A 25,873-nucleotide genomic window follows, 5' to 3' on the forward strand; every position below is an offset into this window, starting at 1 on the left:
GCGGTTGTTGCACACGACGACCGACACGGTGTATTGACGCGTATTCAATAGCGCCGTCGGATCGGGGTTCAGGACGGTGTCTTGCATGTCCTGCGGCGTCGCGTCGGCTTGCTCGGACGAAGGCGAGATCGTGGCGAACCAGGAATAGTTGCCCTGGTACAACGGCTCGAGCCGGTTCGTCGACGACGAGTCGTACGCAAAGGCTTGCGTCGGCCGGTCGCTCTGCGCGTTGGCCAGGTTCTGCGGATTGAAAATCAAATCGTCGGTCGACCGAAAGATGCGATCGGCTGCCACCAGCGGCATGATGCGGGGGAGCAACTGGATCGTGGGATTGCCGGTCGTGGACTGAAACCACGGATTTGGCCACGGCTTGGCCCCGGCCACGGGAACCGCGGGGAGTGCGGACGATGTGCCGCTCGGCGGCCAATTCTGCTGCGAACCGCCATTCTGGATCGCGGGCACGGGCCAGGAGGGAATGGGCGATAAGGGGGCGCCGGGCCAGGTCGTGCCATTGATCGGCCAGCGAGGCCACTCGGGCAGCATCGTAATCCGCGGCAAGAGCGGCGCGCCGGTCTGGTACGTTTGCAGATAGGGAAACGTCTGGATCGTTTTCCACGCCGCTGACGGCGAAGACGGTATCGTCGCATCGCCGGTCGTCACGTCCGCCGTTTCGGCGATCATCAACGGATCGAACACAAAGACGGGCGAGTCGGTCGCCGTGAACGGAGCGGCCGGCGACCACGTGGCAGGAGTGGGCGTGTAGGGCGGATTGGGTAATGGCGTTGTTGGATCCAGCAGCATCGGCAGAATGCTCACCGCTATCGGCGATCCGACGGAAACTGTGGAACTGGGATACGACAGTGGAAAGAGCTGCGGTTGTGTGCCAGACGTTGATGGTGTGTTCGGAATCGTCAGGCCGGGGGGCGGAGTGCCGGAGAACGGCTGTAATGCGCCGAAATACAGCGAATAGCAACCGGGCGGCAGGTACGGATACGAAAGGATGCGCTTGTTGTACGTCGGTATTTGCGTGCCCGACACGACGCTGTTCGTTGGGTCGGGGTCGATGAACATGCCCATCTGCGTGTCGACCCACATGCGGGGCTGCAGGTAGTTGCGTACTTCCAGGTCGCGGAAGGCGGCGCGGCCGGCGGTGCTCGATTGATCGAGCTTCGTGGCCTCGACCAGCTCGTACGCCCCCAACGGCACCAGCGCCGCCATGCCCAGGATGCCCACGCTCAACACGCCGACGGCGAAGAGGACTTCCAGCAGCGAGATACCGGAGCGGGAAGTAGCCGGTAGTCGGTAGTCAGTAGTCAGTAAGGAAAGACGCCTTGCGCGATCAGCATTTTGCCTGCTTACTCGTGACAACGAGCTACCGGCAACGGCATTTAACTGACGACTGACTACCGACAACTGACTACTGATTACTGTTTTCATCTTCCCCCCAGGCGTTGGAGTTCGATCGCCAGTCGGCGGGATTCCATGATCTCGGGATAGGAGCCGTAGCCGCTGTTGCCGTACGTGCTGTTCTGCATGGCCGTGTCCGAGGCACTGTTCTCGGCCGTGCTGATGGCGCCGGACTTGTGATCGATCGACACCCACAGGCAGCCCAAATCTTGCCAATTCAGGTAGGGCTGAAAATTCGGATCGTTGGGATTGGTGTTCGTCGCGGGCGCGGTCGGCAGCGGCACCAGCTCGCGCCGCCCGATGAGCAAATGGATCGGCGTCAGCGGCTTGAGCGGAATGGGGAGGGAATACGTCGAAATGGACGGGTTGCCGGGAATCGTCAATGTTCCGCAGGCCGCATCGGACGTGTTGTCCCAGCACCACACCGTATCGATGGCCCCCGACGGTGCGAACATGATCACGATCGACGACGTATCTTGTGCGGTGCTCGCGTTTGCGGAGCCGAACGGGCACGTCGCGGCGGCGGCACCGGTCACGCCCGGCCGCGGCCAGATCGGTTGGAACGAATACGTGTAACCGTACGGGAACAACTGCGTGTTCGACGACGATACTTGCTGGCAAGGCTGGTCAAAGCCCGAAAAGTTGAGATCGATCACGGTCGAGCCGGGTAACGTCACGCCGCCGGCGGCGCTACGCATCGGAGCGCGGAAGATCTGATAGCGATAAAAGCCACTGGGTGGGGAATTCGCGCTGCTGGATCCGGCGACTGCGGCCAACTGCCAATTGAAGTTGGCCGTCGCGGGATCGATCGTATACGTGCCGAGTGGCGGCGCCGGGTTTAGCGTGGTCGACTGCGGCGGCTGATAGTACGCCTGCGCGGCATTATTCAGAACAGCCGTCGTGTTGGGGACCAGCTGATAATACGGGCCTTGATTGTTGAAGCGAATCAAGTCGCCGACCCGGACCGTATACAACCAACCGATATCGGTCGACGCGACATTGCCGGGATTATCGGGCGATGTCGGACCTGACATCGGCGATGGAACACCGAGAAACGTGATGAACCCGTTCGATCCGTTGTTGAATACGGCAGCCACGGACGAGAACGTATCGCCCGCGTACGGCGGCGGCACTTCGGCGTAGGCGAGCGACACGCAAGCCTCGGGCAGGCCGGGCATCCGGTCGAGCACTACGGCATAAGGCCGGCCCGACTGCATGGCGCGATTGCGAGCGCCGGTGAACATCGCGCTGACGATGCGGGCCGCTTCGCGCGTCTGGCGATTCGACATGATCGGCGCCAGCATCGGAATGGCCGACGCCGCCAACAGCGCAAAGATCACGAGCACGACCAACAGCTCGACGAGCGTAGCTCCGCCGTGGCGTTGCGTGCGGCGACGTTGTTGTTGATGGCGATGGATCACGGTGCTGCTGTGCATTTCAAAATGATTCGATCGTCGAGGACGCTAGTTATTGCTGGCCGAGCAAGTGGTTCGTGATGTTGTCGGCGTAACCGCCGGTATCGTAGTCGCCGTCGGTATCTGACGGCGCCCCAACGGGAACCCAGTTATTTGGATAGGACGGAGCGGAAGAAAGCACGGCGCGCCATGCATTCTCCCCGGGGAGGTGTAAATACTGGGGTGGAACTAACTTGTCGGGGGGTGGAGGCGCCGGCATGGGCGGCGCCGACTGTATATACGGATCGTACACGGGAAACGCGGTGACGACGGGAAACAGCGTCTGCGGTGCCGAGAGGTAGCATGTGAAATTAGCGCACCAAAAGTAGCTACCGCCCGAGACGGCCGCCGAGGGGATTGCGAAGCCATTGCTATCCACAGGTGGGTGCTGGATGTCGTCAACGCCGTCGCCGCCGAGCGAGTAGATCAAAGGGACGAGCGCCATGCCGTCGGCCGGGTTATAGGAAAACGGAAACGACTGCAAATCGTTCTTCGTCAGCGCCGACGGCTGGAACGGATGCTGCATGCGGAGCGGATCGAATGGATCGTGATTCTTCGCCGTGAGATGAGGATCCGTGGGGTTGTTGACGGGATCATATGGCTGGAAATCCGAAACGAATCCTGGCGCCCAGCGGATAAAGCGGATAGGCCTTCCCCAGGCGTCGATGAACTCCGGCATGCCATCGGCATCGGTGTCGCCGATATTGGCAGGATTCACAAGTTCGGCCGCGACGGTGTCGTCGCTGAGGCCCGTGCTGAGAATCAGATACAGGCACTCGGCATCCTCATAATCCGCGCTCGGAAGTTGTGGATTGTTGGCGCACTTTCTCTGATAAGACAAATTCACGGCCGTCGGTGCAATCGAGACTTGTTGGCCCGGTGAACCGGCGATCCACGACGGACCGGATACGTCAAAAGTGTAAAACCGCGCGACGATGAGTTGCGACGACGGCATGCCCGAGGGAATGGGAACGTAAATCGAGGAGCCGGGGGTGTTCGGGTTTGGATATGCGAATAAATCCGAATACCGATCCGGCAACTCCATCCGCATCAGCTCGCGGATGGCGTTCAAACGGTGCAGCGCGGCCTGTTGCCCGTTGAGGCCGATCGTATTGATCGGCAGGCGCCGTGTGCGGAACGATTCGTAGCGGATCATCAACTGCCCATGCAGCTTGGCGATCAGGGCTTGCGTGTTGGCCCGGTTGGCGGCCTGTTGTGCCGCGCGGGCGGCCACGAGGACGATGCCGGCCAGGATGGCGATGATCACGATCGTGACCATCAGCTCGACGAGCGTGAAGCCGCGGTTGCCGATGTCGCGCGAGGCGATATCACGGGCGCGCGAAGTTACGCCGTGTCCGCCCCGCTGCGATGAACCGCGTGCGTTGTCTTGCCGCCGGCAGATGTTCTGTTCCCGATGCATTGCCTGTTGCGTTCCGATCTTGTTGCCACCTGTCCCTCGCGCTCCCTTGGCCCTCTCGCCCACGGCCGGCATCGTGCGGCCGTGTTTTCGTCGGTTGCCCGATCCTTGTAGGGTGCCCTGTGGGCACCGTTTTGGTTTTTCGTTGTGGTTGCACGCAGGGTAATCGTCATGGTGCACACCGTGCACCCCACGGTTCTGGTGCACACCGTGCACCCTACGGTTCAATGCGCCGAGCGCACCCTACGGTTCTGGTGCACACAGTGCACCCTACGGTTCTGGTGCGGCTTCCGCACCCTGCTATTGCGGGACGTAATCCTCGATCTTGCCGCCCATGAAGTTCGTCAGGTTGTCGTTGTCGCCTTGGGTGATGTCTCCAGGTGGGATTATGTACGGTGCCCCCATCTGGGCCGATGTTTGCGCAACAACTGGCACGTAGGCGCGCCCTGGGCCTTGTTGCTCGTAATGCGAGCCGCCGTATTCGTAATCGAGCCCCGGCGCGATGAGCTGGAATTTCTTCGGATTCCACCAGCTCATGTTGCCGGGAAACATCGTGGTCGGAGGGTTCGGCGTCTTGCATGTCGTCGCATAGGGAACCGCAAATCCCCATTCGCCGACCATGTTGGCGAGCTGATTGCCCGGCGGCAGGGAACTTTGGCTTTTGTAGATGGACGTCCCTGGCAGTGCATTCCAGATGGGGTTGGAAGTATTGTTCGAGGACTCCAGGTTATTCAGTTGATAAACGGCGCTGGGATTGATCGCAAAAATGCCAGGATAAGACGCAGCGTACGGCAAACCCATCGCACCACCGAGCATGTAGGAATAGCTGTTCGGTTCGAAATAGACATACGGCGCCACGCCGGTGAGTTTGCTCGAACTGCCGCTCGGCTTGTACTCGGGCCAGCCGTCGCCATCGACGTCGGTCAGCCGCGACTCGTCGAATTCGTAGAGGAACGGCAGGCGCGAGCCTGTCTGAGCGAACGGCGTCGTGGGATTGGCGCAGAATCCGTAGAGGACGGTCGTCACCGAGGTCGCCGACGTGGGTCTCGGAGGACCCGCGAGCCAGAACACCAGCGACTCGGCCGCGTCGATATTGTCGAGGTCCAGAGTCACCGTCAGGCCTGTGCCGAGAGACACAGTCTGCCACACAGGAAATGGCGGCGTGGCGGCCGGAAGATTTGTCAGAATCTGCCGCACAGCGGCATAGTTGGCCGTGCACCGCGGAAACCTCTTGCGCAGCGACCGATCGAAAAGATCGTATCGCGACGGAACGGTGCTGCTTACAGTCATCGGCGGGATCGCCATCGAGGTCGGATACTCACTACCGTAGTTGTTCTTGTACGACTGCAAGGCCGTGTCGAGATTCGTCAGGTCGGTTTGGATGGCCGTGTTCTTGGCGGCGTTGATCGCGTAGCCGACCGCCACGCCCAGGAGCGTCGTCAGCATGCCGATGATGATCAGCACCATCATCAGCTCGACGAGGGTGAACGCGGAGCGGTGAGTGCTGAGTGATGAGCGACGGCGCAGGCCGGAGACCCTCACCCTGTCCTCTCCCTGGGAGGGAGAGGGGTTATTGTGGCGACCTCTGCCCTCTCCCGGAGAGGGGAATTCCGTTCCGCCGGCGATGTTGTGCTTGAGGGTATTCACGACGGACTCCTTTATTTTCCACCCGACAGGTTGGTGATCAGGTCGATGAGCGGCAGGAACAGCGCGATCACGATGAAGCCGACCATCACGCCCAGCACGACGATCATCAACGGCTCGAGCAAGCTGACGAGGCTTTCGGTGAGCACGGCGACTTCTTCGTCGTAGTTGTCGGCGACCTTGTAGAGCATGGTATCGAGTTCGCCCGTTTCCTCGCCCACGTCGACCATGTTCACGACCAGGTCGTCGACGATGCGCGAGTTCATGCGGGTCATGTAGATCAACACGCCGATCGGCCCGGCCACGAAGACGAACCAGAAGAAGGCCGCCATGACGTGGAAGCGCGGGCGCGAGAACTCCTTCATCGGCTTCGAGATCGATTCGCCCTCGCGGATCGATTCGTAAATCTTGGTGTACATGTTCTCGAACACCGCGTTGCCGGACGTTTCGCGGGTGATGTTCAAGGCTTCGAGAATGGGCACGCCGCTGGCCACCAGCGTGCCGAGCGTGCGCGTGGTGCGCGCAACGATGTTCTTTTCCACGATCTGGCCGAAGATCGGCATCTTCAGCAGGAACGTGTCCCAGCCGATCCGCCCGTGCTTGAATTTGCGTATCAGTTTGACCGTCAGCCAGAAGCTGATCGGTATGACGGGGATCAAGTACCAGTAGTGCACCGTGGCGTAGCTCATGTTCACCAGGAGCACGGTCATCGCGGGCAGCTTCAGACCGAAGCCGTCGAAGATCTTGATGAACTCGGGCACGATCTTGTACATGATGAAGACCAGGATGCCCACCGCCACGGTGATGACGACCACGGGGTAGACGAGCGCGCCTTTGACCTTGCGCTTGAGCGATTCCGATTTTTCCTGGAATTCGGCCAGGCGGCGGAGAATGATTTCCAGGGCACCGCCGGCCTCGCCGGCCTTGATCATGTTGACGTACAGCCGGTCGAAGGCCTTGTGCTGCTTGGCCATGGCCTCGGACAAAGTCGAGCCCGACTCGATATCGTCGCAGACGTCGATCAGGCTGTTCTTCAGGCGGCCGCCCTTTTGCTGCCCTTCGAGGATTCGCAGGCTGCGCAAGATCGGCAGGCCGGCGTCCTGCAAGATGGACAACTGCCGGGTGAAGGTGGTGAGGACCTTCGACTTGACGCTGCCGATGGCGAAACTTTTCTTCTTGCCGCTTTTCTTCTTTTCGGCGGCGGCTTTGCGGGCCTTCTTGACGGAGATCTTCGTGACGAAGTACCCCATCTGCCGAATCGTGGCTTGCGCTTCTTCTTCGCTGGGCGCCTCGATCAGGTCCTTGATCTCCTGGCCCTGAGCGTCCATCGCTTCGAATTGAAAAGTCGGCATGGCAAGCTCCCGAAGCAATGAGGAAGGCAAAATGATGAATGATGAGAGGGCAATCCCCGCCCGCGGCGCGGCGCTACCCGTTCGTCATTCTGCATTCATCATTCCTCATATTCCTCATTTCCTTTGTTATCCTTCGACAATGGTTTCGCGCACGACTTCTTCGATGGTCGTGGTGCCGGCGTAGCATTGGGTCAGGCCCGCGTCGCGCAGGGTGATCATGCCGTAGCTGCGGGCTTTGTCACGCAAGTCGTCGGTCGAGGCGTTGCGCAACACCATTTCGCGCAAATCCTCGTTCATGACCATCAGCTCGAAGAGGCCGACGCGTCCCTTGTAGCCGGTGTTGTTGCAGTTTTCGCAACCCTTGCCGCGATAGAACTTCTTGCCGGCCACGTCCGAATGCGATAGCTGCAGCTCGGCCAACATTTCGCTGCTGGGGCGGATTTCTTCGCGGCAGTTGTTGCAGATGCGCCGCACCAGGCGCTGGGCCAGAATCGCCTCGACCGTGGCCGTGATCAAGAACGGCTGCACGCCCATGTCGCGCAAACGCGTCACGGTGCTGGGGGCGTCGTTCGTGTGCAGGGTGCTGAACACCATGTGCCCGGTGAGCGACGCCTGCACGGCGATCTCGGCCGTTTCCACGTCGCGAATCTCGCCCACCAGGATGCGGTCCGGATCTTGCCGCAGGATGGCCCGCAGGCACTGGGCAAAGGTGTTGCCGATCGAGGCGTCGATCGGCACCTGCACGATGCCGTCGATGTCGTACTCGATCGGGTCTTCGGTCGTGATCAGCTTGTCCTGAATGTGATTCAGCTCGGACAGCGCCGAATAGAGGGTCGTGGTCTTTCCCGAACCCGTCGGCCCGGTCACGAGCACGATGCCGTTGGGCTTGCCGATGACGCTGCGGAACTGCCGCATCAGATCGGCGTTCATGCCCACGCCGTTGAGATCGAGCTTAACGACCGAGCGATCGAGCACCCGCATGACCACGCTTTCGCCGAACATGGTGGGGAGCACGGAGACGCGTAAGTCGACGGGATGCCCGCCGACGGTGAGCTCGATGCGGCCGTCCTGGGGCAAGCGGCGTTCGGCGATGTCCAGATTGGCCATGACCTTGATGCGGGTCGTGATGGCGAACGCCAGGTGGCGCGGCGGCGGCACCATCTCGTACAAGACGCCGTCGGCCTTGATGCGGATTTTGAACTCGTTCTCAAACGGCTCGAAGTGCAAGTCGCTGGCGTGGTCCTTGATCGCCAAGAGGAGCACCATGTTGAGCAGTTTGCGCACCGGCGCGCTATCGGCCAGCGCCTCGACGCTCGTCAGGTCGATCGGCCCTTCCTTGCCCACCATGGCGGCGGCGGCCTGGATGTCCTTGTCCTGCTCCATGTCGGTGATCAAGGACTCGAGGCTCTCGGCCGTGGCGTAGTACCGCTCGAGCGCCGCCTTGATGTCGCGCTCGGTGGCCACCACGGCGCGCACGTCGTAACCGAGGAAGTTCCGCAGCTCGTCCAGGATCGACAGCTTCTGCGGATCGCACATGGCGATCACCAGCGTGCCGTTCTTGAAGCTCACGGGGATGATGCGGTAGAGCTGCGCCATCGGCTCGGTCACGTAGGCCAACACCTCGGGCGGAACGACCACGTCCGAAAGCGCGATCACCTGCATGTTCATCTGCTCGGCGAGCGCCTGGGCCAACTGGTCGTCGGAGACCAGGCCCATGCTTTCTGCCACCTGGCCGAGCAACTCGTCGGGCCGCTGCTGCTGCTCTTCCAGCAGCATTTCCAGTTGCTCGTCGGTGATGAATCCCAGATCGACGAAGATCTGGCCGATGCGTCGCATTGCCATAAGTGTCGTGCCCTGTCGCGGTGCCGCTTTTAGCGGATCAGACTTGTGTCGTTAGTATGTGTTGCTGTCGCCTGGTGTAACGTTGGGTATGTGGATCGCGTCATCAACCCGAAACGCCGGGCGCGCCAACGGCGCAGCCGTTTAACCCGAACGGTGCGGGTCGGTTTAATGTCCGTGTCCTTCCTTCTTTTCCTTTTCGTCTTCCTCTTCGTCGGCCAGCCCGGCGTCGGCGCGCTGCAAGCGGCGCTTCAGATCGTCGGGCGAGTTCGACTTGAACATGATCTCTTCCTTGCTGACGAGTCCCTCTTTCCACAGCCGGAACAAGTGATCGTCGAGCAACTGCATGCCGTACTTGCTGCCGGTTTGAATGGCGGAATTGATACGGAAGGTCTTGTTCTCGCGAATCAGGTTGGCAATGGCCGAGGTGACCACCAATAGCTCGTGCGCGGCGACGCGGCCCCCACCGATCTTGGGCACCAGCGCCTGCGAGAGGATGCCGATGATCGAGGTCGACAACTGCGTGCGGATCTGGTCCTGCTGGCTGGTCGGAAACACGTCGATAATACGGTTCACCGTGCCCTGGGCGCCGGTGGTGTGCAGCGTGCCGAACACGACGTGGCCAGTCTCGGCGGCCGTGATCGCGGCTTCGATCGTTTCCAGGTCGCGCATTTCGCCGACCAGGATCACGTCGGGGTCTTGCCGCAAGGCGCGGCGAATCGCTTCGGCGAAGCTGGGCACGTCCACGCCCACTTCGCGCTGGTTAACCGTCGATTTCTTGTGCTCGTGATAGAACTCGATCGGGTCTTCGATCGTGATGATGTGATGATCGACCGTCTCGTTCAGGTAGTTGATCATGCTCGCCAGGCTGGTCGACTTGCCCGAGCCTGTCGGACCCGTCACGAGAAACAAGCCGCGCGGCCGCAGGATCAGCTCCTTGCAAACCGGGGGCAGCCGTAACTGCTCCATGGTGAGCATGGTCGTCGGAATCTGCCGCAGCACCATGCCGATGTTTCCCTTCTGCTTGAAGATGGAAACACGGAAGCGGGCTTGCGTGCCGAACGCGAAACCGAAGTCGCTACCGCCGACCTCCTGCAGCTCCTGCTGGCAGCGTTCGGGCGAAATGCTCTTCATCAGGCTGACCGTATCGTCGCCGGTCAGCACCTTGGTCTCGAGCTTGCGCATGCGGCCGTGCAGCCGCAAAACCGGAGGTTGCCCGACAGCGATGTGCAGATCGCTAGCCCCTTGGGTAACGACGGTCTGCAGCAGCTTGTCAATTAAGATGGTACCCACGAAGTGCCTCCCGCGCGGTTAGCCAGTGGCAAGCCGCGGTCGGGTCGGAACACCCCTGAATCCCTCCAGCACCGTGGGCCTGCCGCGTACCGAGATGGCGAATGCCGTCCCCCTCAGAACGGATCGCTGAAACACGTCTCAGTCGGCCTTCTCCCCGGTGCTGCCTGGCTAGGGATTATTCGTCCTCTCCGTCCGCGACTCAAATTTCGCCACTTAACTCCGCGATTCTCTGTTCCGAGTAACTATTCGCCTGTTCAGATACCTGCGGTGAGCCGATGGGCCAGCTTCCAACGAGTTGTCTCGACGTCACCAGTCAGGTGCTTGTCGCATTGGATTGTTGTCAAAGCCCCATCGCATCAGCCAAGCTGCAGACGTTGCCGTTGCCCCACCGCCGGCAAGAGGTGGTCGCCCGGCGATCACTCTTGGCCGGTACGCTTGGCGACGCGGAATACCTCCTCGATCGACGTGATGCCCTTCATGGCCTTGATCATGCCGTCCTGATAGAGCGTCTTCATCCCGTTTGCCATCGCGACTTTGCGCAGCTCCTGCGTCGAAACGCCCTTGAACGCCAGCTCGCGGATCTTCGACTTCATCAGTAGCAATTCGTAGATGCCGATGCGGCCGCGATAACCGCTGCGCTGGCAGTTTCCGCACCCCTTTCCCTTCATGAAATGCGCCTTTTCGGCAATTTCTCGACGGATGCCGGCGGCCTCCAAAACAGCATCCGTCGGCATGTACGGCTGCTTGCACTTGGTGCAAACGACCCGCACCAGACGCTGGGCAAGGATGGCGATAACGCTGCTCGCCACCAGGTAGGAGGGAACACCCATGTCGACCATGCGCGTAACAGCACCGGGCGCATCATTCGTATGTAGTGTGCTGAATACTAAGTGTCCAGTCAGAGAGGCCTGTATCCCCATTTCAGCCGTCTCCGAGTCTCGCATCTCACCCACCAGGATGACGTTCGGAGCCTGACGCAACATCGAGCGGATAATTCGCGCGAAGTCGAGCCCGATCCCATGGCTCACCTGAACCTGGTTGATGCCCGGGAGGTAGTATTCGACCGGATCCTCGGCAGTAATGATTTTGCGGTCTGGGCGGTTCAGGTCATTGAGCGCTGCGTAAAGGGTGGTGGTCTTCCCGGAGCCAGTGGGGCCCGTGACCAGGATGATCCCGTTCGGCCGGCGCACCAGCTGATTGAAGTTCCGGAAATCGTCCTCTGAGAGCCCCAGTTGCCGTAATCCGACCCGGATGCTGTCTTTATCCAGGATCCGCATGACCACGGACTGGCCGTGGTTGGTCGGCAGGACGCTGACGCGCAAGTCGAGCTCTTTCTCGCCCACCGTGACCTTGATACGGCCGTCCTGGGGGCGGCGCCGCTCGGCGATGTCGATCTTGCCCAGAATCTTGATGCGGGAGAGGATCGCGCCGAGCAAGCGGCGGGGGGCGGCATCGCGTTCGACCAGCACGCCGTCGATCCGGTAGCGTACGCGGACCCGATCCTCGAACGGCTCGACATGAATGTCCGAAGCCCGTAATTGCACCGCCTCGGAAATGATCAACTGCACCAGGCGCACGATGGGGGCGCTGGTCTCGTCCACCACTTCGGTTGCTGAATCGCTGCTTTCGACGGTTTCCGTGAAATCGATGGCGGTGTCGGTGAACTCCTGAAGCATCGAGTCGGCGCTTTCGCCTTCCGTCTGACCGTAGTGCCGATTGATGGCATCGACGATGTGTTCGCGGGGCGCGAGCGCAATATCCACTTTGCAGTTGAGAATAAATCGCAGCTTATCGAGTGTATCGAGGTCGTTGGGGTCGCTGACCACGACCTTCAGCGAATCTTCTTCCTTGGCCAGCGGCAGAATGGCATTTTCGCGGGCCACCGATTCCGGAACCATTTCCACAACCGCGGGGGGAATGGCGATCTCGCTCAGATTCACAAAATCGAGCCCGTGCTCCTGCGCGATCGCTCGCATCACCTCGTCGCTGGTGGCGTAGCCCAAGCGCACGAGCGCATCGCCCACCTTGACGCCCGAGGCCCGCGCCATCTGATTGGCTTCGGCCAATTGGTCCGCGCTGATCACGCGTTGGCGAATGAGGATCTCGGTGAAATCGCGCATCCCTGTTGCCATCACAGTCTCGATTTATGAACGGTTAAAAGCCATGTCTCATGACGCCGCGAGTCGCACGGTCATACCGCCGAGTATCGGTAGCAAGTCGGTCGCGAGAGACCGTTGGGGCGTGAGGATCCGCACATTTCGCCGGCAGGAAGTGGGCGTGCTGGCGACATGGCGACGGGGGCGAATGCCTCCGTGGAAATCGTACCTAAGCCCTGTTGTGGTTCAGAGTAATGGCGCCAGCGGGAAGTGTCAATCAAGCGCGGTCGACGTTCAGCGCGGAACGCGACGTTGGGGCACAGGCCCTGCGATCAACCGGCTTGATCGTTAGGACCCTAATGGACCCGCTACGCGACACACGCCTGGGCGCGGCGCCGCATTTTCTGCCCCCTGGACGCGCGCGGCCTACCGGTTCGCCGGACCGTAGGGCACAGCGGGAGAGACTTCGACCGGAGCCCCATACGTCTCGAAACGGCGAGCGTCCTGGCGGATCCGCGCGGCCATCTCGCGGGCCATATCCGCACGCTCGTACTGCCCCGCTTGCTCTAAGAGCGCGGCAGCTTCCTCCAGATGGCGTTCGGCTGGCCGCAGGAGATACTCGGCGCCAGGTCGATACGCGACCGGCCGGTGCTGAGCCTCGGCATAAGTCTGCTGCGCGGCGGCCTCATCCTCCTCGAGCCGGTGAACGGCGGCGGCGATGTACCGCTCGTCCACATCATCGCTGTCTGGAGCGTCCGTCGCCGAGGCTTCGTCGCCGGCAGCGTCAAACATCGTGCCGGCAATTGGATTGATGCCCACGGCGCGCCGCAGCTTTAAAATCTCGCGCGCTGCCGTGCTCAGGGGCACTTCTGCCGCGTCGTCGTCTCCGCGGGCGTCCGTTGCCGTGAACAGTGCGTTTTTTGCGAGCGGAACAGCAAGTTTCTCATCGCAGTCCCGCCCGTTCGCGCCGTGGCCGACGATTGCATCGTCTGAATCGTCGGCGCTTCTGCCGAGGCGGTACTGATTTTCGGCGGGGCCGCCCCCCGCGAATTCCGCAAGGAAAACGACGTCCCAATCGATTGCGCTGTCGGTGAACGTGCCGACCGCAACGGTTGCATCCGCGGCCGGCTCTGCTGCCTCATCGGCTTGCACCATCGATCGGTTGCCACAGGCCGTGAACACACAGACGAATAGCAAGAAGAAAGATCGCATGCGATTTTGACCACGGATCGAGATTTCTGAATCGGTGCAGCCGGTTCCCCGGCCGCCAGGCGTGCAAACGCGGCGGGCGATTATAGTTGCGCGCCAACAAATCTCCCTAGGTCATTTCCGCTTTGCCCCCCTGTTTCCCCCTTTTTTTGCCTAGTGGAAATCCACTTTGGCGGGTTTCCGACGGATTTGGCGTTTTCTTACTAGTTGGGCGCGCTGTGACAACCCGTTGTCACCGGGGGTCACTAGAGTTGGGGCAACAGCAGCACCAGGGGGACAGGAACGATGCAGACTTCCACGCCCGAGATCACAAGCGCCCACGGTTCGAATTTGCGCCGCCAGCGCGTCAATGGATCGGCAGAACCCATGGCAAAACGTCCGATCCGCCGAAAGCCGGCACAGTCCGGGTCCGCCAAATGCACGGTCATGCTGGCCGACGACCAATCGTTGGTGGCCGAGGGGATGGCAACGCTCATCGCCTCGTTTGATCAGTGCCAGGTGTCCCTGGTAACGAGCGATGCCATGCAGTTGTTGGCGGCCGCGGAGCGTTCGCCCCCCTCCCTGGTTGTCATGGACGCCGCCATGGCGCAGTCGTTTCGCGCGGCGCGGGCACTCGCCACACGTTGCCCGCGCACGAAGGTTATCCTGCTGGACGAGTTTCGTCTCGATACCCACCTGCAGCGCGCCATGGATTGCGGCGCGGCGGGCTACGTGACGAAATGCGACGCTTCGACCGATCTGCGCGCCGCGGTGAGCAAGGTGCTTGCCGGCGGACATTCGTTTCCGGACCTCATGCCGCTGCCGATGGCCGACTGCATCTCGTCCAACTCCAAATCTGGCGGCGCAGCACATGCTCTGCCTTTGCTGACGCGCCGTGAATTGGAAGTATTATCGCATCTGGCCGAAGGACTGAAAGTCCGCGAGATTGCCAAGGCATTGGGAATCAGCCCGAACACGGTCGAAAATCATAAGGCCCACGTGATGCGCAAGCTGGGGTTACACAAGAACGTCGAACTGGCTCGATTCGCCGTGCGACATGGGCTTGTTGCGGATGCGTAAACGCAAGCATTGGGCCGGGGCAGGCGTCGCGTGCCGAGTGGGGCAGCTCGGCACGCGGCCAATGGTGCGCAAGAGGCAGCAGCCCGAAGACAGCGTGTAGCACCATTAGCCGCCGGGCTCGCCCGGCGCGCACCAGGCCGTTTAGACCAGTTCGAGATTCATAGCCGGGGCGTGCCACAACTGTCTGGCAGCCCTAGCGAGGTATATACTTGGTCAGCGGCCCCGGCGTGGCGCGCCCATCCAAACCTTGCACTATCACGCCGCTTCGACGCCGATCCACCCTCATCATCACACCAAGTCTACCGACCCCTAATCTCATGAGCAGCTTGCTCGATTCGCGGGTTTCGCCGCGGTTTGAACTGCAGCCCTACAAATCGCTGGAAAACGACCAACTGCACGCGCGCATTCAAGCCGTGCGCGACGCACTCGGCGAGCGGCTGCTTGTTCTCGGACATCACTACCAGCAGGACGAAGTGATCGCGCTTGCGGATTTGCGCGGTGATAGTTACCAGCTAAGTCGCATGGCGGCCGACAGCCGCGACTGTCGCGCCATCGCCTTTTGCGGCGTGCACTTCATGGCCGAGACGGCCGACATCCTCGCCAATCGCCCGGAACGCTTGGCCGAGCGCGGCGGGGAGCGCGTCACGGTGATTCTGCCCGATATGGCCGCCGGCTGTTCGATGGCCGACATGGCCATGATCGACCAGGTGGAAAACTGCTGGGACGAGCTAGGCGAAGTAGTCGATACCAACGACGTGACCCCGGTTACGTACGTCAACTCGGCAGCCAGCCTGAAAGCTTTCTGTGGCCGGCACGAGGGCATCGTTTGCACGTCCAGCAATGCAGCCGCCGTACTGGAGTGGGCTTTCAAACGCACCCGGCGCGTGCTGTTCTTCCCCGATCAGCATTTGGGGCGCAACACGGCGCTACGCATGGGAATCGGCATCGATCAGATGCCGGTTTGGAACCCGCATGCCGACTCGCTCGGCGGGAACAGCGGAGAAGCGCTCGAGCAAAGTAAAGTCGTACTCTGGCAAGGGCACTGCAGCGTCCACCAGATGTTCCGGCCCGAGCACGTCGATCAATTTCGCGCGAAGTATCCCGGCGTCAAGATCCTGGTGCATCCGGAATGCCCGCGCGAAGTGGTCGACAAGGCGGACATCAGCGGATCGACGGGCAAGATCATTCGCGAGGTGGAAACGGCCCCCGCGGGTACCCAGTGGGCGATCGGCACGGAATTGCACCTGGTCAATCGGCTCAAGCAGGAACATCCCGAGCAAGAAATCCACTTCTTATCGCCGATCGTGTGCATGTGCGCGACGATGTACCGCATCGATCTGGCTCACCTTTGCTGGAGCCTGGAGAATCTTGCCGCTGGTACGCCGGTGAATATCGTCGAAGTCGACGCCGAGACGTCGCGCTGGGCGCTGGTGGCGCTGGAGCGCATGCTGCAGGTGAAGTAACCGCGAGCGTGCCGCGCGTCACCTATGGCGCGTCGCCAGCTATTTCGCGTCCGCAGCTATTTCGCGTCGACGTTCCGGCAATACGCGATCTTGTCAGCCGTGGCGGTCGGAAGCTTGCCGGCGGGCGCTTTCACAGCGGCCTTTTCGGCGGCGGGTGCCGGTGCAGTCGCGGCGGCAGGGGCTGCGACTTCTTCGGCCGCTTCCTCGACGGCCGGAGCAGCGGCCGGCGGAGCTGCTTTAGCTCGGGCAGCTGCCAGAATCTCGGCCGTTGACATTTTTCCGCCGGCGGCCGGCTTGGCTGCGGGAGCAGCGGGTTTGGCGGCCGGCGCCGCGGCCGTGGGCGCAGCAGGCGCCCCGCCGGCTTGCTTGGCGCGAGCCGCCGCCAGAATATCGGCCGTGCTCATCTTTGGCTTTTCGCTGGCCGGCTTTGCCGGTGCGGCAGGCGCTGCAGCTTTGGCAGGAGCAGCCGCCGGCGCCGCGCCAGCTTTCGCACGTGCCGCCGCCAGGATATCGGCCGTCGATTTCTTCGCGCCGGCTGCGGCTGCCGGGGCGGCGGGCTTGGCGGCGGCGGCCGGTGCAGCAGCCTTCGCAGCAGGCGCCGGCTTCGCTTCCTTGGCCTCCACCGGCTTGGGCGCGGGCTTGTCGACGACCTTCAGGAAATCGAGCGCGATGTCGTACCAGCCGATGTTGTTGTTACCGTCGAATTCGACCAGCGCGCGACCGCTCATATTCACGGTCTTGATCTGACCGGTCTGCCCGCGAAACCGGCTCAGCTCCGGGCGAGCCACATCGGCCACCACGTACTTGTCGGTGTAGTCCTTCTTCAGCTTTTCGATGGCATCGAAGTCAAACGCTGGCATGGAGACTCTCGCCGCGGCAGGGGGTCGCGGCCGGGGCACGCAAAACGCGGCCGCGGCCCGGAGAAACCCGTAAAAACCAGCATTCTGGCCAATGCAGGGCACGAAATCAAGGCGGGGAATTGTCGCAGGATACTTGGGTTTCGAGCCGCCGAGTGAGCCGCACGCTTCGGAAAGTCTCGATTTCGTAAGAGGCCGGTCATCGGCCACCGGCGAAGTTGTCGCCGCTGCACCATAGGGCGAGGGGCGAACGTCGAAGGCGCGGTGCTCGGTCCGCCGCCGTACCCTTTTCGCTCCCGGCTTGCCGCGTTATGATCGGCGGTTTCCTAGAGACCCACCCCGCGATACCGGGAGACGTGAATCACATGGCCCACGACACCAACGTTACCTGGCACGAACACAGCGTCAGCCGTGAAGAACGCGAAAAGCTCAACGGCAACAAGGGGTGCGTGATCTGGTTCACGGGCTTGAGCGCTTGCGGCAAGAGCACGATCTCGAACCTGGTCGACCACAAGCTGCACGCCCGCGAGGTCCACAGCTACGTCCTCGATGGCGATAACGTCCGGCACGGGCTGAACGCCGGCCCAGGCATGCTCAAGGAACGCCATGGCGAGGAATTCGCCAAGCGTTTCGGGTTGGGCTTTTCGGCCCAGGACCGCGAAGAGAATATCCGCCGCATCGGCGCCGTGGCCAAGTTGTTCGCGGAAGCCGGTATTGTGGCGCTCACCGCGTTCATCAGCCCCTATCGTCGTGATCGCGACGCGGTGCGGGCCAACATGCGCCCCGGCGATTTCATCGAAATCTTCGTCGATGCGCCGATCGAGGTTTGCGAAGCCCGCGATCCCAAGGGGCTGTACAAGAAGGCTCGTGCCGGCGAACTGAAGGGCTTCACCGGCATCGACGATCCGTACGAAGCACCGCAAAGCCCGGAACTGGTTCTCGACGCGGGCAAAAAAGACGCCGAAACGCTGGCTAACGAGGTGATCGCTTACCTCGAAAAGTCGGGCAAGCTCTGCTAATCGGCGCTACGACTAATCAACGCTGCGACGTGCGAATTCTAAGTGCAGGATCGGCGAGGCGCGCGCTCTCCTGAACTTCAGCCCTTCAATTGATCGCGGTACTTGTCCAGCATGCGGCCGGGCGAGCCCATGATGTTGTAACCGCCGTCGACGTGCAGGATCTCGCCCGTAATGCCGTCGGCCATGTCGGAGAGCAAAAAGCCGCCGGTGCGGCCGACTTCTTCATGCGTGATGTTGCGGCCCAGGGGGGCCATGGCTTCGTAGAGCGTAAGCATGTCGTCGACGCCCGCCCCACGACCGGCTAGGGTTCGCAGGGGCCCGGCGCTCACGGCGTTGACGCGAATCCGCCGCGGGCCCAGGTCGAAGGCCAGGTACTTTACGATCGAATCGAGCGCCGCTTTGCAGACGCCCATCATGTTGTAGCCAGGCACGGCCCGCTCGCCGCCGAAATAGGTCATCGTGAGAATGCTCCCCTTGTCGTTCATGATCTCGCGCGCCGCGTTGGTCACGGCGATCAGGCTGTAGGCGCTGATGTCCATCGCCTGCTTGAAGCCCTCGCGGCTGCATTCCACGGTGTTGACCTTCAAATCCTCGAGCGGAGCGTAGGCGATCGAGTGGATCAGGAAGTCGATCTTGCCGAACTCTTCGCCCGTGCGCTTCATGGCGGCGCGAATGTCGTCGTCGCTGCTGACTTCCATGGGGATCAGGAACTTGGCCCGCGGCTCCGGGTCGGTCAGGAGCGCCACGCGGCGGCGATTGCGCTGCCGCTCGTCGTCAGGGCGGTCGGGCAAGTGCGTAAAGCCGCACTCGGCTCCTTCGCTCATCACGAACTGCGCAATCGCCCAGGCGATGGAGTGATCGTTGGCGACCCCCAGGACCAGCCCTTTTTTGCCATCGAACAGACCCATCCGTGCTTCTCCCTTTTCAGATGCCCAAGCCAGGAAATCGGAGCCTGGGCCTTCGGCCCATCCGGTTCCCCGACCGTTTCTCCCGCTCACCAAAAGCGCCCGCGCGACACGGACCGCAGGATACCGGCTCGACTAGAATCGCTCAATGTCCGGTCCCGCCGAGGCAAACCGCCCGATAAAAGCGGGCTTATCCTGCCAACATGTAATCAGAATGATGTCGCTCGCCGCAGGCGTTGGCATATAATTGATTCGACTTGTGCTTTTTGCCAAGCGGGGGCCATGTCACGGCAGAATCTCATGGAAACGCACCTGGAAGCGACCCGCACGAAGTCACCGTCATCAGGCCATGGGCAAGAGATCGCCGGCACGGCGCAAGAGATTCTGGTCGCGGCGAATCATACCGACGACATCGCCCGGTTCCTCAGTCATGCCTTGCCTCAGGTGCTGGCCGCTTGCCGTGCCGACGGAGTGGCCGTCGCCGCCTTGGCTGGCGCCTCGCACGAAGGGGAAGACTGGACAAACCTCGCGCAAGTCGGCCAGGTCGAGACCCTGTCGCGAACGATCCTGGCTTCGGCCCTGGACGCCGAGCGGCCCGTGATCGAAGAAGGTTGGTTCGTCGCGCCCCTGACTTGTCGTGGCGCGCATCCCGAGTTCCTGGCCGTTCACGCCCGTTCGCTCGGCCGGGCTGACTTGGAACCGACGGTCGAGGTCCTGCTGCCGGCCGTGCGCGAGGGGCTGGCCGCGATCCGCGCGCGGCGCCGCCAGGAAGTGCGCATCGAGCGACTGGAAGCGATCCTGGAAATCGTCGGACGGTGGAACCAGACACAACAGGTCGAAGACCTCCTGGTGCAAATGGCCGAAGCCGCCACGCGATTGGTGGAAGCCGATCGGGCCAGCATTTTCTTGTGGGACCGGCCAGCCCATCAACTGGTCGGCCGGCCCGCCCTGGGCGTTGGCGATGGCGAGCTGCGCATCCCCGATAGCGCCGGCATCGTCGGGCGCGTGATCGCCACCGGGCAACCGCAAAGGCTCGATCGCTCGGACGATCCGGCGACCGTCAACCGGCAGGTCGATTCGTCGATCGGTTACCAGACCCGCACGCTGTTGTGCGTGCCGCTGCGCGGGCGCGACGGCGAGCTGTTCGGCGCGTTCGAAGTAATCAACAAGCGAAACGGCGACTTCAGCGATGACGACGAGCTGGCCTTGATCGAGCTTGCCACGCACGCGGGCGTGGCGCTCGCCAACACTCAGGAGCGCGAGAGCCTGCTCCAGTCGCGGCGACAAATCACCGACGAAGCCGCGGCCGGCGTCCGCCTGGTCGGGCAAAGCGCCGTGATGGAGGCGCTGCGTTCCACCATTCGCCGCGTGGCGCCCACCGAGCTGGCGGTGCTGCTTTTGGGCGAGAACGGCACGGGCAAGGAGGTGGTCAGCCAGTCGATTCACTACCAAAGCCCACGCCGGAACCATCCGTTCATTGCGGTCAACTGCGCCGCGCTGACCGAAACACTGCTGGAAAACGAACTGTTTGGCCACGAAAAGGGAGCGTTCACCGACGCCGGCGAAACCCGGCCGGGCAAGTTCGAGCTGGCCTCGGGGGGCACGCTGTTTCTGGACGAAATCGGCGATCTGAGCCTGGCTGGCCAGGCGAAGCTGCTGCGCGTGCTCGAGGAAAAGATCGTGGTACACGTGGGCGGATCAAAAAACATTCACACCGACGTGCGCGTGATCGCGGCCACGAATCAGGACCTTGCGGAGCTGGTGCGGCACAAACGCTTTCGCGAGGATTTGTATTTCCGGCTGAACGTCGTGACGCTGGTATTGCCGCCGCTGCGCGAACGGCCTGCGGACATCATTCCGCTGGCGGAATTCTTCCTGCGCGATTTCGCGCACCACGCTCGTCGCAAGCTGCCGAAGCTCGCCGCCTCGGCCCGGCACCGCCTGGAGGCGCACTCCTGGCCCGGCAACGTTCGCGAGTTGCGAAATCTTTGCGAACGGCTCGCCTATTTGCACGCGACCGACACGATCGAGGCCGAGGATCTGGCGTTCGTCTTGTCGCCAGCGGCCGAACGACCGGCGACAATTGCTGCCGAGCTGCCACTGGCCGAGGCGACCGATCGTTTCCAGGTCGAGCACATTCAGCAAGCCGTGCGCCGGGCCAGCGGCAACATGAGCGAAGCGGCCGAAAAGCTCGGCCTGCACCGCTCGAACCTGTACCGCAAGATGCGGCAGTTGAATATGCCGCTGGAATGATGGCCGCGAAACCCCGGCCTCCAAGAAGGCCGGCTAAATAGGGGAACTCGCGCATGCGTTGCCAGTCGTGCGGCCAGCTACTACGCTGATGATCCTGCCCGATCTCATTCCCCGCCGGACGCCTGCCATGATTCGTTCGCTCTTCGTGACCGCCGCATTCGCGTTATTGGCCGTCGTTTGTACTGGGACGCACGCCGAAGATTGGCCCGGCTGGCGCGGCCCTCGCGGTGACGGCACCAGCGACGAAAAGGGCATTCCGACGCGCTGGAACGCGACCGAGAACATCGCCTGGAAAATCGCATTGCCGGGCGTGGGACACGCTTCGCCGATCGTGTGGCAGGATCACGTCTTTCTCGTCAGTTGCCTGCCCGACTCGGCCGACCGTGTGCTCATAGCTCTCGATCGAAGCTCCGGGCGCACGCTGTGGCAGCGCACCGTGGTCAATGCGCCTCTGGAGGACAAGCACGAGCTGAATAGCTTTGCCTCCAGCACGCCCACCACCGACGGCCGATTGGTGTACGTCACATTTTTGGCCGGCGACGACATGATCGTCGCGGCCTACGACTTCGCGGGCGAGCAGAAGTGGCTCGTTCGGCCCGGCGAGTTTCACAGCCGGCACGGCTACTGCAGTTGTCCGGTATTGTTCGAGGACAAGGTGATCGTCAACGGCGATCACGACGGCGATTCATACCTGGTGGCATTGGATCGCGCCACCGGCAAGACCGCATGGAAAACGATGCGCGAGCACAAGACGCGCAGCTATGTCACGCCGCTCATTCGCCAGATCGAGGGCGCACCGCAATTGCTGCTGTCGGGGAGCAAGACCGTAGCCAGCTACGACCCGCGCACCGGTAAACAAATCTGGGTGATCGACGGGCCCACCGAGCAATTCGTGGCCTCGATGGTCTACGACGGCAAACTGTTGTTCATGACGGCCGGCTTTCCCGATCATCACATCCTCGCCATTCGCCCCGGCGGTCACGGCAATATCACCGAGACGCACATCGCCTGGCGCACGACCGAAAACACTTCGTACGTGCCGTCGCCGATCGTGGTGGGCGGATACTTCCTGGTCGTGGCCGACAATGGCATCGCCAGTTGTTACGAGGCCGCGACGGGCCGGCGGACATGGAAGCAGCGCATCGGCCGGCGGTATAGTGCTTCGCTCGTCACGGCCGAGGGCCTGGTTTATTTCACGTCAGACGACGGGTTAACGACTGTCGTTCGGCCCGGTGAGACGTTCGACGCCGTTGCGGAAAACGAGCTGGGCGAGCCGTGCTACGCCTCGCTGGCCATCAGCCACGGCCAGATTTTCCAGCGCAGCGACAAGCACTTGTATTGCATCGGTGCGCATCGCGGGAAATCCGCCGAAGCGGCCCGCTAGCGCCGCAGTGAGCAGCTCCGCATGAAATCTCAATTCGAAGTTTCCCTACGGTCCATCCTAATGGCTTTCGGATGGGTAGCCGTTAGCTTGGTGGCGTGGCGATCCAACTTGCCTGCTTCAATAGGCATATTCGCGCTAGTAGTGGATTCGATGCGGTTTATCGGACCCTTCGCGGCAATTGGGGCGTTGTTCAAAAATACGCGATCTGGCGTAGTCACCGGCATTCTGTTTGGGACCCCATGGGTAATTGCGAGGATCGCCGTTCAAGGCTGGCAATGGAAATGGTAAGGGCCGCGATGTACAACTCACACCAGCATCTATGCATGGACTCGTATCGCTACGATCGCACGTTATGCTGCGCACTCGTATCGTCATCGGTACAGCCAGACCATGACTCCGTCGCTGTCCTTTTGTTGGTCGTCCTTTGATTCCCAGCCTCCATTTTTGCCGGGAACGATTTCGTGGGCACGAAGTCGCATCAGTACGACGGGCTGGTTCTTATCCAGGGTCGCTTGTTTCTTGTCGCCTGTGATGTGTACCGTTTGAGCGTACATCGGTGCTTCTTTGACAAGCCAATTTGAACCATCCACGACGTTGCCGATGCGGCTTCCAGCAACTTCGGCCCGAAAGTGCCACTGACCGTCCGGGCCCTTTCGCACGGTAGCATGCGCGAGCACTTCACGGCCGCCATCGATCGGGCCGACCGACGGGCCATTTGGCACGCCTTGGCTCGGGATATCTTCTGTCATGCCACTCAGGAACCATTTGCCGGGCGGCAGCCAAACTTTCCACTCCCAGGTGAATTCGTCGAGATTGCGCAGTCGCAGGACAACCGGCTTGGTCGGATCATCCACTTCCAGATAGCCTGCTTCGACCCGCAACTTTGCGTTCACGGCCTCTAGGTCGCGGTTCCGATGCTCCAGGTCGAGAGCGCGGCGCATGGCTACGAATTGTCCGGCGCCCAAGCCGATGGTCACGATCAAGAGGAGAACCGTACTCAGTCGAATTTGAAACCAGCGCGTGGTCGAAAGAATCTGAGGCATCGGCGTGCTTCAATCGACGAACACGAACTCATTCATGTTGAAGATCAGCCGGCAGGCGTTCGCCAGGCCGTGTTGCGCCGCATAGTCGACCAGCAAGCGGGCTTCTTCGTCGCGCGGCTCGCGCGACAGCGCCAATCGATAGGCCGTGCGGAGTTGCTCGCGCGGATCATTCGTGGCGGCACGAAGTCGCTCGGCAAAATGTTCGGCCTGCCGCACGAAGAGCGCGTTGTTCAACATCGCCAGCGACTGGAGAGCCGTCAGCGTCGTGTTGCGCTTGGGCGTCAGGAGCGACGGATCCGCGCAATCGAGGCATTCCATCAGCGGGTCTGGCACGCTGCGCACGATGAAGCGATAGACGCTGCGGCGATACGCGCCCGGGTCATCCACGTCAAATCGCGCGTAATCGTAGATCGGCGAATGATCGTCCTTGAAGGCGAATTGCCGCACCGATGGGCCGTGCATCGTCAGGTCCAGCTTGCCACTTGTGGCCAGCACCGCGTCACGCACCGCCTCGGCATCCAGGCGGCGCCGGTTCTGTCGCCACAGAAAACGATTGGCCGCGTCGAGCCGGTTGTTGGCCGCGTCATCCGCCGACGCCTGCCGGTAGACGCTGCTGGTGACGATCCGCTTGTGCAACGTCTTCAGGGACTCGCCGTGCTCGCGGAGCTCGACCGCCAGCCAGTCGAGCAATTCGGGATGCGACGGTTGCGCGCCCATGCGTCCGAAATCGTTCGGCGTATCGACCAACCCGGCGCCAAAGTGATATTGCCAGACCCGATTCACGATCGATCGCCGGGTCAGCACATTGGCCGGGTGCACGATCCATCGCGCGAGCGCGGCCCGAGCGCTCCCTTCGTCGCGCGGATCAGAAAGCAAAAACTCTCGCGGCATGTCGGGTAGACAACCGAGCGCGCCAGGCCCGAGCCGCTCGGCAGGACTCTTCACGTCGCCGCGGCGCAGCAGGTGAATCTCGCGCGGCTCGTGCGATTTGAGCGCGTAAACCTGCTTCCCCTTGTCGAGCGATTCCAGGCGCTTGCGCAAATCGGCCAGATGCTGCTCGACGGCGCCGATCCGCTGCTTTAGCTCCGCGGGAACAAGCGCCTCGGCCACGCGCGCGCGCTCTGCGCGAAGATCGTTCTGCTCGCGCTCGAGCGTCTGCCGTCGAACGAGCGCGGCCGCCGCAGCCGGGGCCGCCACTTCAGGCAACTCGTGCCGGCTGTCAAAACGATCGACCAGGTTCTTCGTGCTCCAGCGGCCCGCTTCGATCGTGTCGAGTGCCGTCACCGCGGCGCCGGCGGCGACGTTCCGCCCGGCTGACTCGACTTGTAGCTCAGCCAGGGCAAAGACGAAGTCGTTCGAGCGCGGCCAAAGTTTTTCGGCGGTGACACGCAGGTAACGCCCCGTCACTCCCTGCGGCGTTACCGAGAAAGGGCGCTGGCCTGGATTCGGGAAGTCTTCGCCCGAGTGGTCGGCGATCACATCCTGCGCGGCAAATGTTGGATCATTCGAAATGGCGACGCGGAACCGCGCGGGAAAGCCAAAGCCCGGCGTGTCGCGAAAATCGGTCGGCCGGGCGGGGATCAGCCGCACCAGGTCGATCGCCACGGCCTGGCCCAAATCAACCTGGACCCATTTCGTTTCGTCGGCTTTCGACGCGATCTCGCTGTGGTATCCGTTGGACGGGCTGCCGGCGGCCTGATCACTGGGGGCAAACGGGTCAGGAATCGCGGCCAGCTCGTCCGTGACCGCTTTGATTCGCGCGTCGAGCGCGACGAGCTCGGGACTGGTTACAGCGGCGCGCTCTTCAGCCAGCTTCTTTTGTTCGGTGTCGCGCGCCGCGATCTCGGCATGGACCTCGTCGCGCTCGTGCTTTACGTCGGCGTCGAAATAGGTCTGGTCGGCTCGATCGACCCCCGCGAATACCGCCTGCAACCGGTAATAATCTTGCTGCTTGATCGGGTCGAACTTGTGATCATGACAACGCGCGCAATGCACCGTCATGCTGGTAAAGGTCGACATGGTGGTCATCACCATGTCATCGCGATCGTTCGAGCGAGCGATCTCCTTGTCGGTCGTCCCTTCGCGCAGCTCCATGTGGCCGACAAAATCCCACGGCCCGGCCGCCACGAAGCCAGTGGCGATCTTCGCCTGTGGATCATCAGGATAGAGGACATCGCCC

General features: G+C 62.1%; 19 protein-coding genes. 5 read left to right on the top strand and 14 right to left on the bottom strand.

Features of this window, described 5'->3' with window-relative positions; translation table 11 throughout:
* From VHD36_04860 to VHD36_04905, 10 genes are all read right to left on the bottom strand, one after another.
* The coding region (locus tag VHD36_04860; GenBank protein ID HVU86626.1) for a hypothetical protein at nucleotides 1-1,233 on the bottom strand (1,233 nt) is incomplete at its 3' end.
* Between the two features lie 200 nt (nucleotides 1,234-1,433).
* Nucleotides 1,434-2,843, bottom strand: a complete 1,410-nt coding sequence (locus VHD36_04865) for a prepilin-type N-terminal cleavage/methylation domain-containing protein (GenBank protein HVU86627.1) — start codon at nucleotides 2,841-2,843, stop codon at nucleotides 1,434-1,436.
* A gap of 31 nt (nucleotides 2,844-2,874) precedes the next feature.
* Entirely contained in the window at nucleotides 2,875-4,281 is a 1,407-nt protein-coding gene (locus VHD36_04870) for a prepilin-type N-terminal cleavage/methylation domain-containing protein (GenBank protein ID HVU86628.1), read from the bottom strand.
* A 297-nt stretch (nucleotides 4,282-4,578) separates the two neighbouring features.
* Complete coding sequence (locus VHD36_04875; GenBank protein ID HVU86629.1) at nucleotides 4,579-5,820, bottom strand: type II secretion system protein; 1,242 nt, start codon at nucleotides 5,818-5,820, stop codon at nucleotides 4,579-4,581.
* Between the two features lie 116 nt (nucleotides 5,821-5,936).
* The gene (locus tag VHD36_04880; GenBank protein ID HVU86630.1) at nucleotides 5,937-7,274 is read right to left on the bottom strand and encodes a type II secretion system F family protein; all 1,338 of its coding nucleotides are present in this window, start codon (nucleotides 7,272-7,274) and stop codon (nucleotides 5,937-5,939) included.
* A 126-nt stretch (nucleotides 7,275-7,400) separates the two neighbouring features.
* Nucleotides 7,401-9,116, bottom strand: coding sequence for an ATPase, T2SS/T4P/T4SS family (locus VHD36_04885; GenBank protein HVU86631.1), 1,716 nt, complete (start codon nucleotides 9,114-9,116; stop codon nucleotides 7,401-7,403).
* A gap of 165 nt (nucleotides 9,117-9,281) precedes the next feature.
* Complete coding sequence (locus tag VHD36_04890; protein ID HVU86632.1) at nucleotides 9,282-10,406, bottom strand: type IV pilus twitching motility protein PilT; 1,125 nt, start codon at nucleotides 10,404-10,406, stop codon at nucleotides 9,282-9,284.
* A gap of 416 nt (nucleotides 10,407-10,822) precedes the next feature.
* Nucleotides 10,823-12,538, bottom strand: a complete 1,716-nt coding sequence (locus VHD36_04895; protein ID HVU86633.1) for an ATPase, T2SS/T4P/T4SS family — start codon at nucleotides 12,536-12,538, stop codon at nucleotides 10,823-10,825.
* 390 nt (nucleotides 12,539-12,928) lie between these two features.
* Nucleotides 12,929-13,657, bottom strand: a complete 729-nt coding sequence (locus VHD36_04900) for a hypothetical protein (GenBank protein ID HVU86634.1) — start codon at nucleotides 13,655-13,657, stop codon at nucleotides 12,929-12,931.
* 299 nt (nucleotides 13,658-13,956) lie between these two features.
* Nucleotides 13,957-14,079 (bottom strand): hypothetical protein, encoded by a 123-nt coding sequence (locus VHD36_04905; GenBank protein ID HVU86635.1) that lies wholly within the window; start codon nucleotides 14,077-14,079, stop codon nucleotides 13,957-13,959.
* Here VHD36_04905 and VHD36_04910 point away from each other — a divergent pair.
* Together VHD36_04910 and nadA are read left to right on the top strand one after the other, a co-directional pair.
* Nucleotides 14,078-14,770: a response regulator transcription factor gene (locus tag VHD36_04910; protein ID HVU86636.1), complete on the top strand. Its 693-nt coding sequence runs from the start codon at nucleotides 14,078-14,080 to the stop codon at nucleotides 14,768-14,770. The genes VHD36_04905 and VHD36_04910 overlap by 2 nt on opposite strands.
* Nucleotides 14,771-15,087: 317 nt before the next feature.
* Nucleotides 15,088-16,233, top strand: a complete 1,146-nt coding sequence (gene nadA, locus VHD36_04915) for a quinolinate synthase NadA (GenBank protein ID HVU86637.1) — start codon at nucleotides 15,088-15,090, stop codon at nucleotides 16,231-16,233.
* Between the two features lie 56 nt (nucleotides 16,234-16,289).
* Here the strand turns inward: nadA and VHD36_04920 are convergent, their stop codons facing one another.
* On the bottom strand, nucleotides 16,290-17,093 hold the full coding sequence (locus VHD36_04920) for a hypothetical protein (GenBank protein ID HVU86638.1): 804 nt from the start codon (nucleotides 17,091-17,093) through the stop codon (nucleotides 16,290-16,292).
* A gap of 362 nt (nucleotides 17,094-17,455) precedes the next feature.
* Between VHD36_04920 and cysC the strand changes: the two genes are divergently transcribed.
* A complete protein-coding gene (gene cysC / locus VHD36_04925; GenBank protein ID HVU86639.1) occupies nucleotides 17,456-18,109 on the top strand; it encodes an adenylyl-sulfate kinase in 654 nt (217 codons plus the stop codon).
* 77 nt (nucleotides 18,110-18,186) lie between these two features.
* Here the strand turns inward: cysC and VHD36_04930 are convergent, their stop codons facing one another.
* Nucleotides 18,187-19,017, bottom strand: coding sequence for an enoyl-ACP reductase (locus VHD36_04930; protein HVU86640.1), 831 nt, complete (start codon nucleotides 19,015-19,017; stop codon nucleotides 18,187-18,189).
* Between the two features lie 279 nt (nucleotides 19,018-19,296).
* On the opposite strand from VHD36_04930, the gene VHD36_04935 reads away from it, so the two are divergent.
* Together VHD36_04935 and VHD36_04940 are read left to right on the top strand one after the other, a co-directional pair.
* The gene (locus VHD36_04935; protein ID HVU86641.1) at nucleotides 19,297-21,267 is read left to right on the top strand and encodes a sigma-54-dependent Fis family transcriptional regulator; all 1,971 of its coding nucleotides are present in this window, start codon (nucleotides 19,297-19,299) and stop codon (nucleotides 21,265-21,267) included.
* Between the two features lie 127 nt (nucleotides 21,268-21,394).
* On the top strand, nucleotides 21,395-22,651 hold the full coding sequence (locus VHD36_04940) for a PQQ-binding-like beta-propeller repeat protein (GenBank protein HVU86642.1): 1,257 nt from the start codon (nucleotides 21,395-21,397) through the stop codon (nucleotides 22,649-22,651).
* Nucleotides 22,652-23,022: 371 nt separating this feature from the next.
* Here VHD36_04940 and VHD36_04945 read toward each other — a convergent pair whose 3' ends face one another.
* Both VHD36_04945 and VHD36_04950 read right to left on the bottom strand, forming a co-directional pair.
* Complete coding sequence (locus tag VHD36_04945) at nucleotides 23,023-23,634, bottom strand: hypothetical protein (protein ID HVU86643.1); 612 nt, start codon at nucleotides 23,632-23,634, stop codon at nucleotides 23,023-23,025.
* Between the two features lie 69 nt (nucleotides 23,635-23,703).
* The coding region (locus VHD36_04950; GenBank protein HVU86644.1) for a DUF1553 domain-containing protein at nucleotides 23,704-25,873 on the bottom strand (2,170 nt) is incomplete at its 5' end.

It is taken from the genome of Pirellulales bacterium (assembly GCA_035546535.1).
Taxonomy (GTDB): Bacteria; Planctomycetota; Planctomycetia; order Pirellulales; family JACPPG01; genus JACPPG01.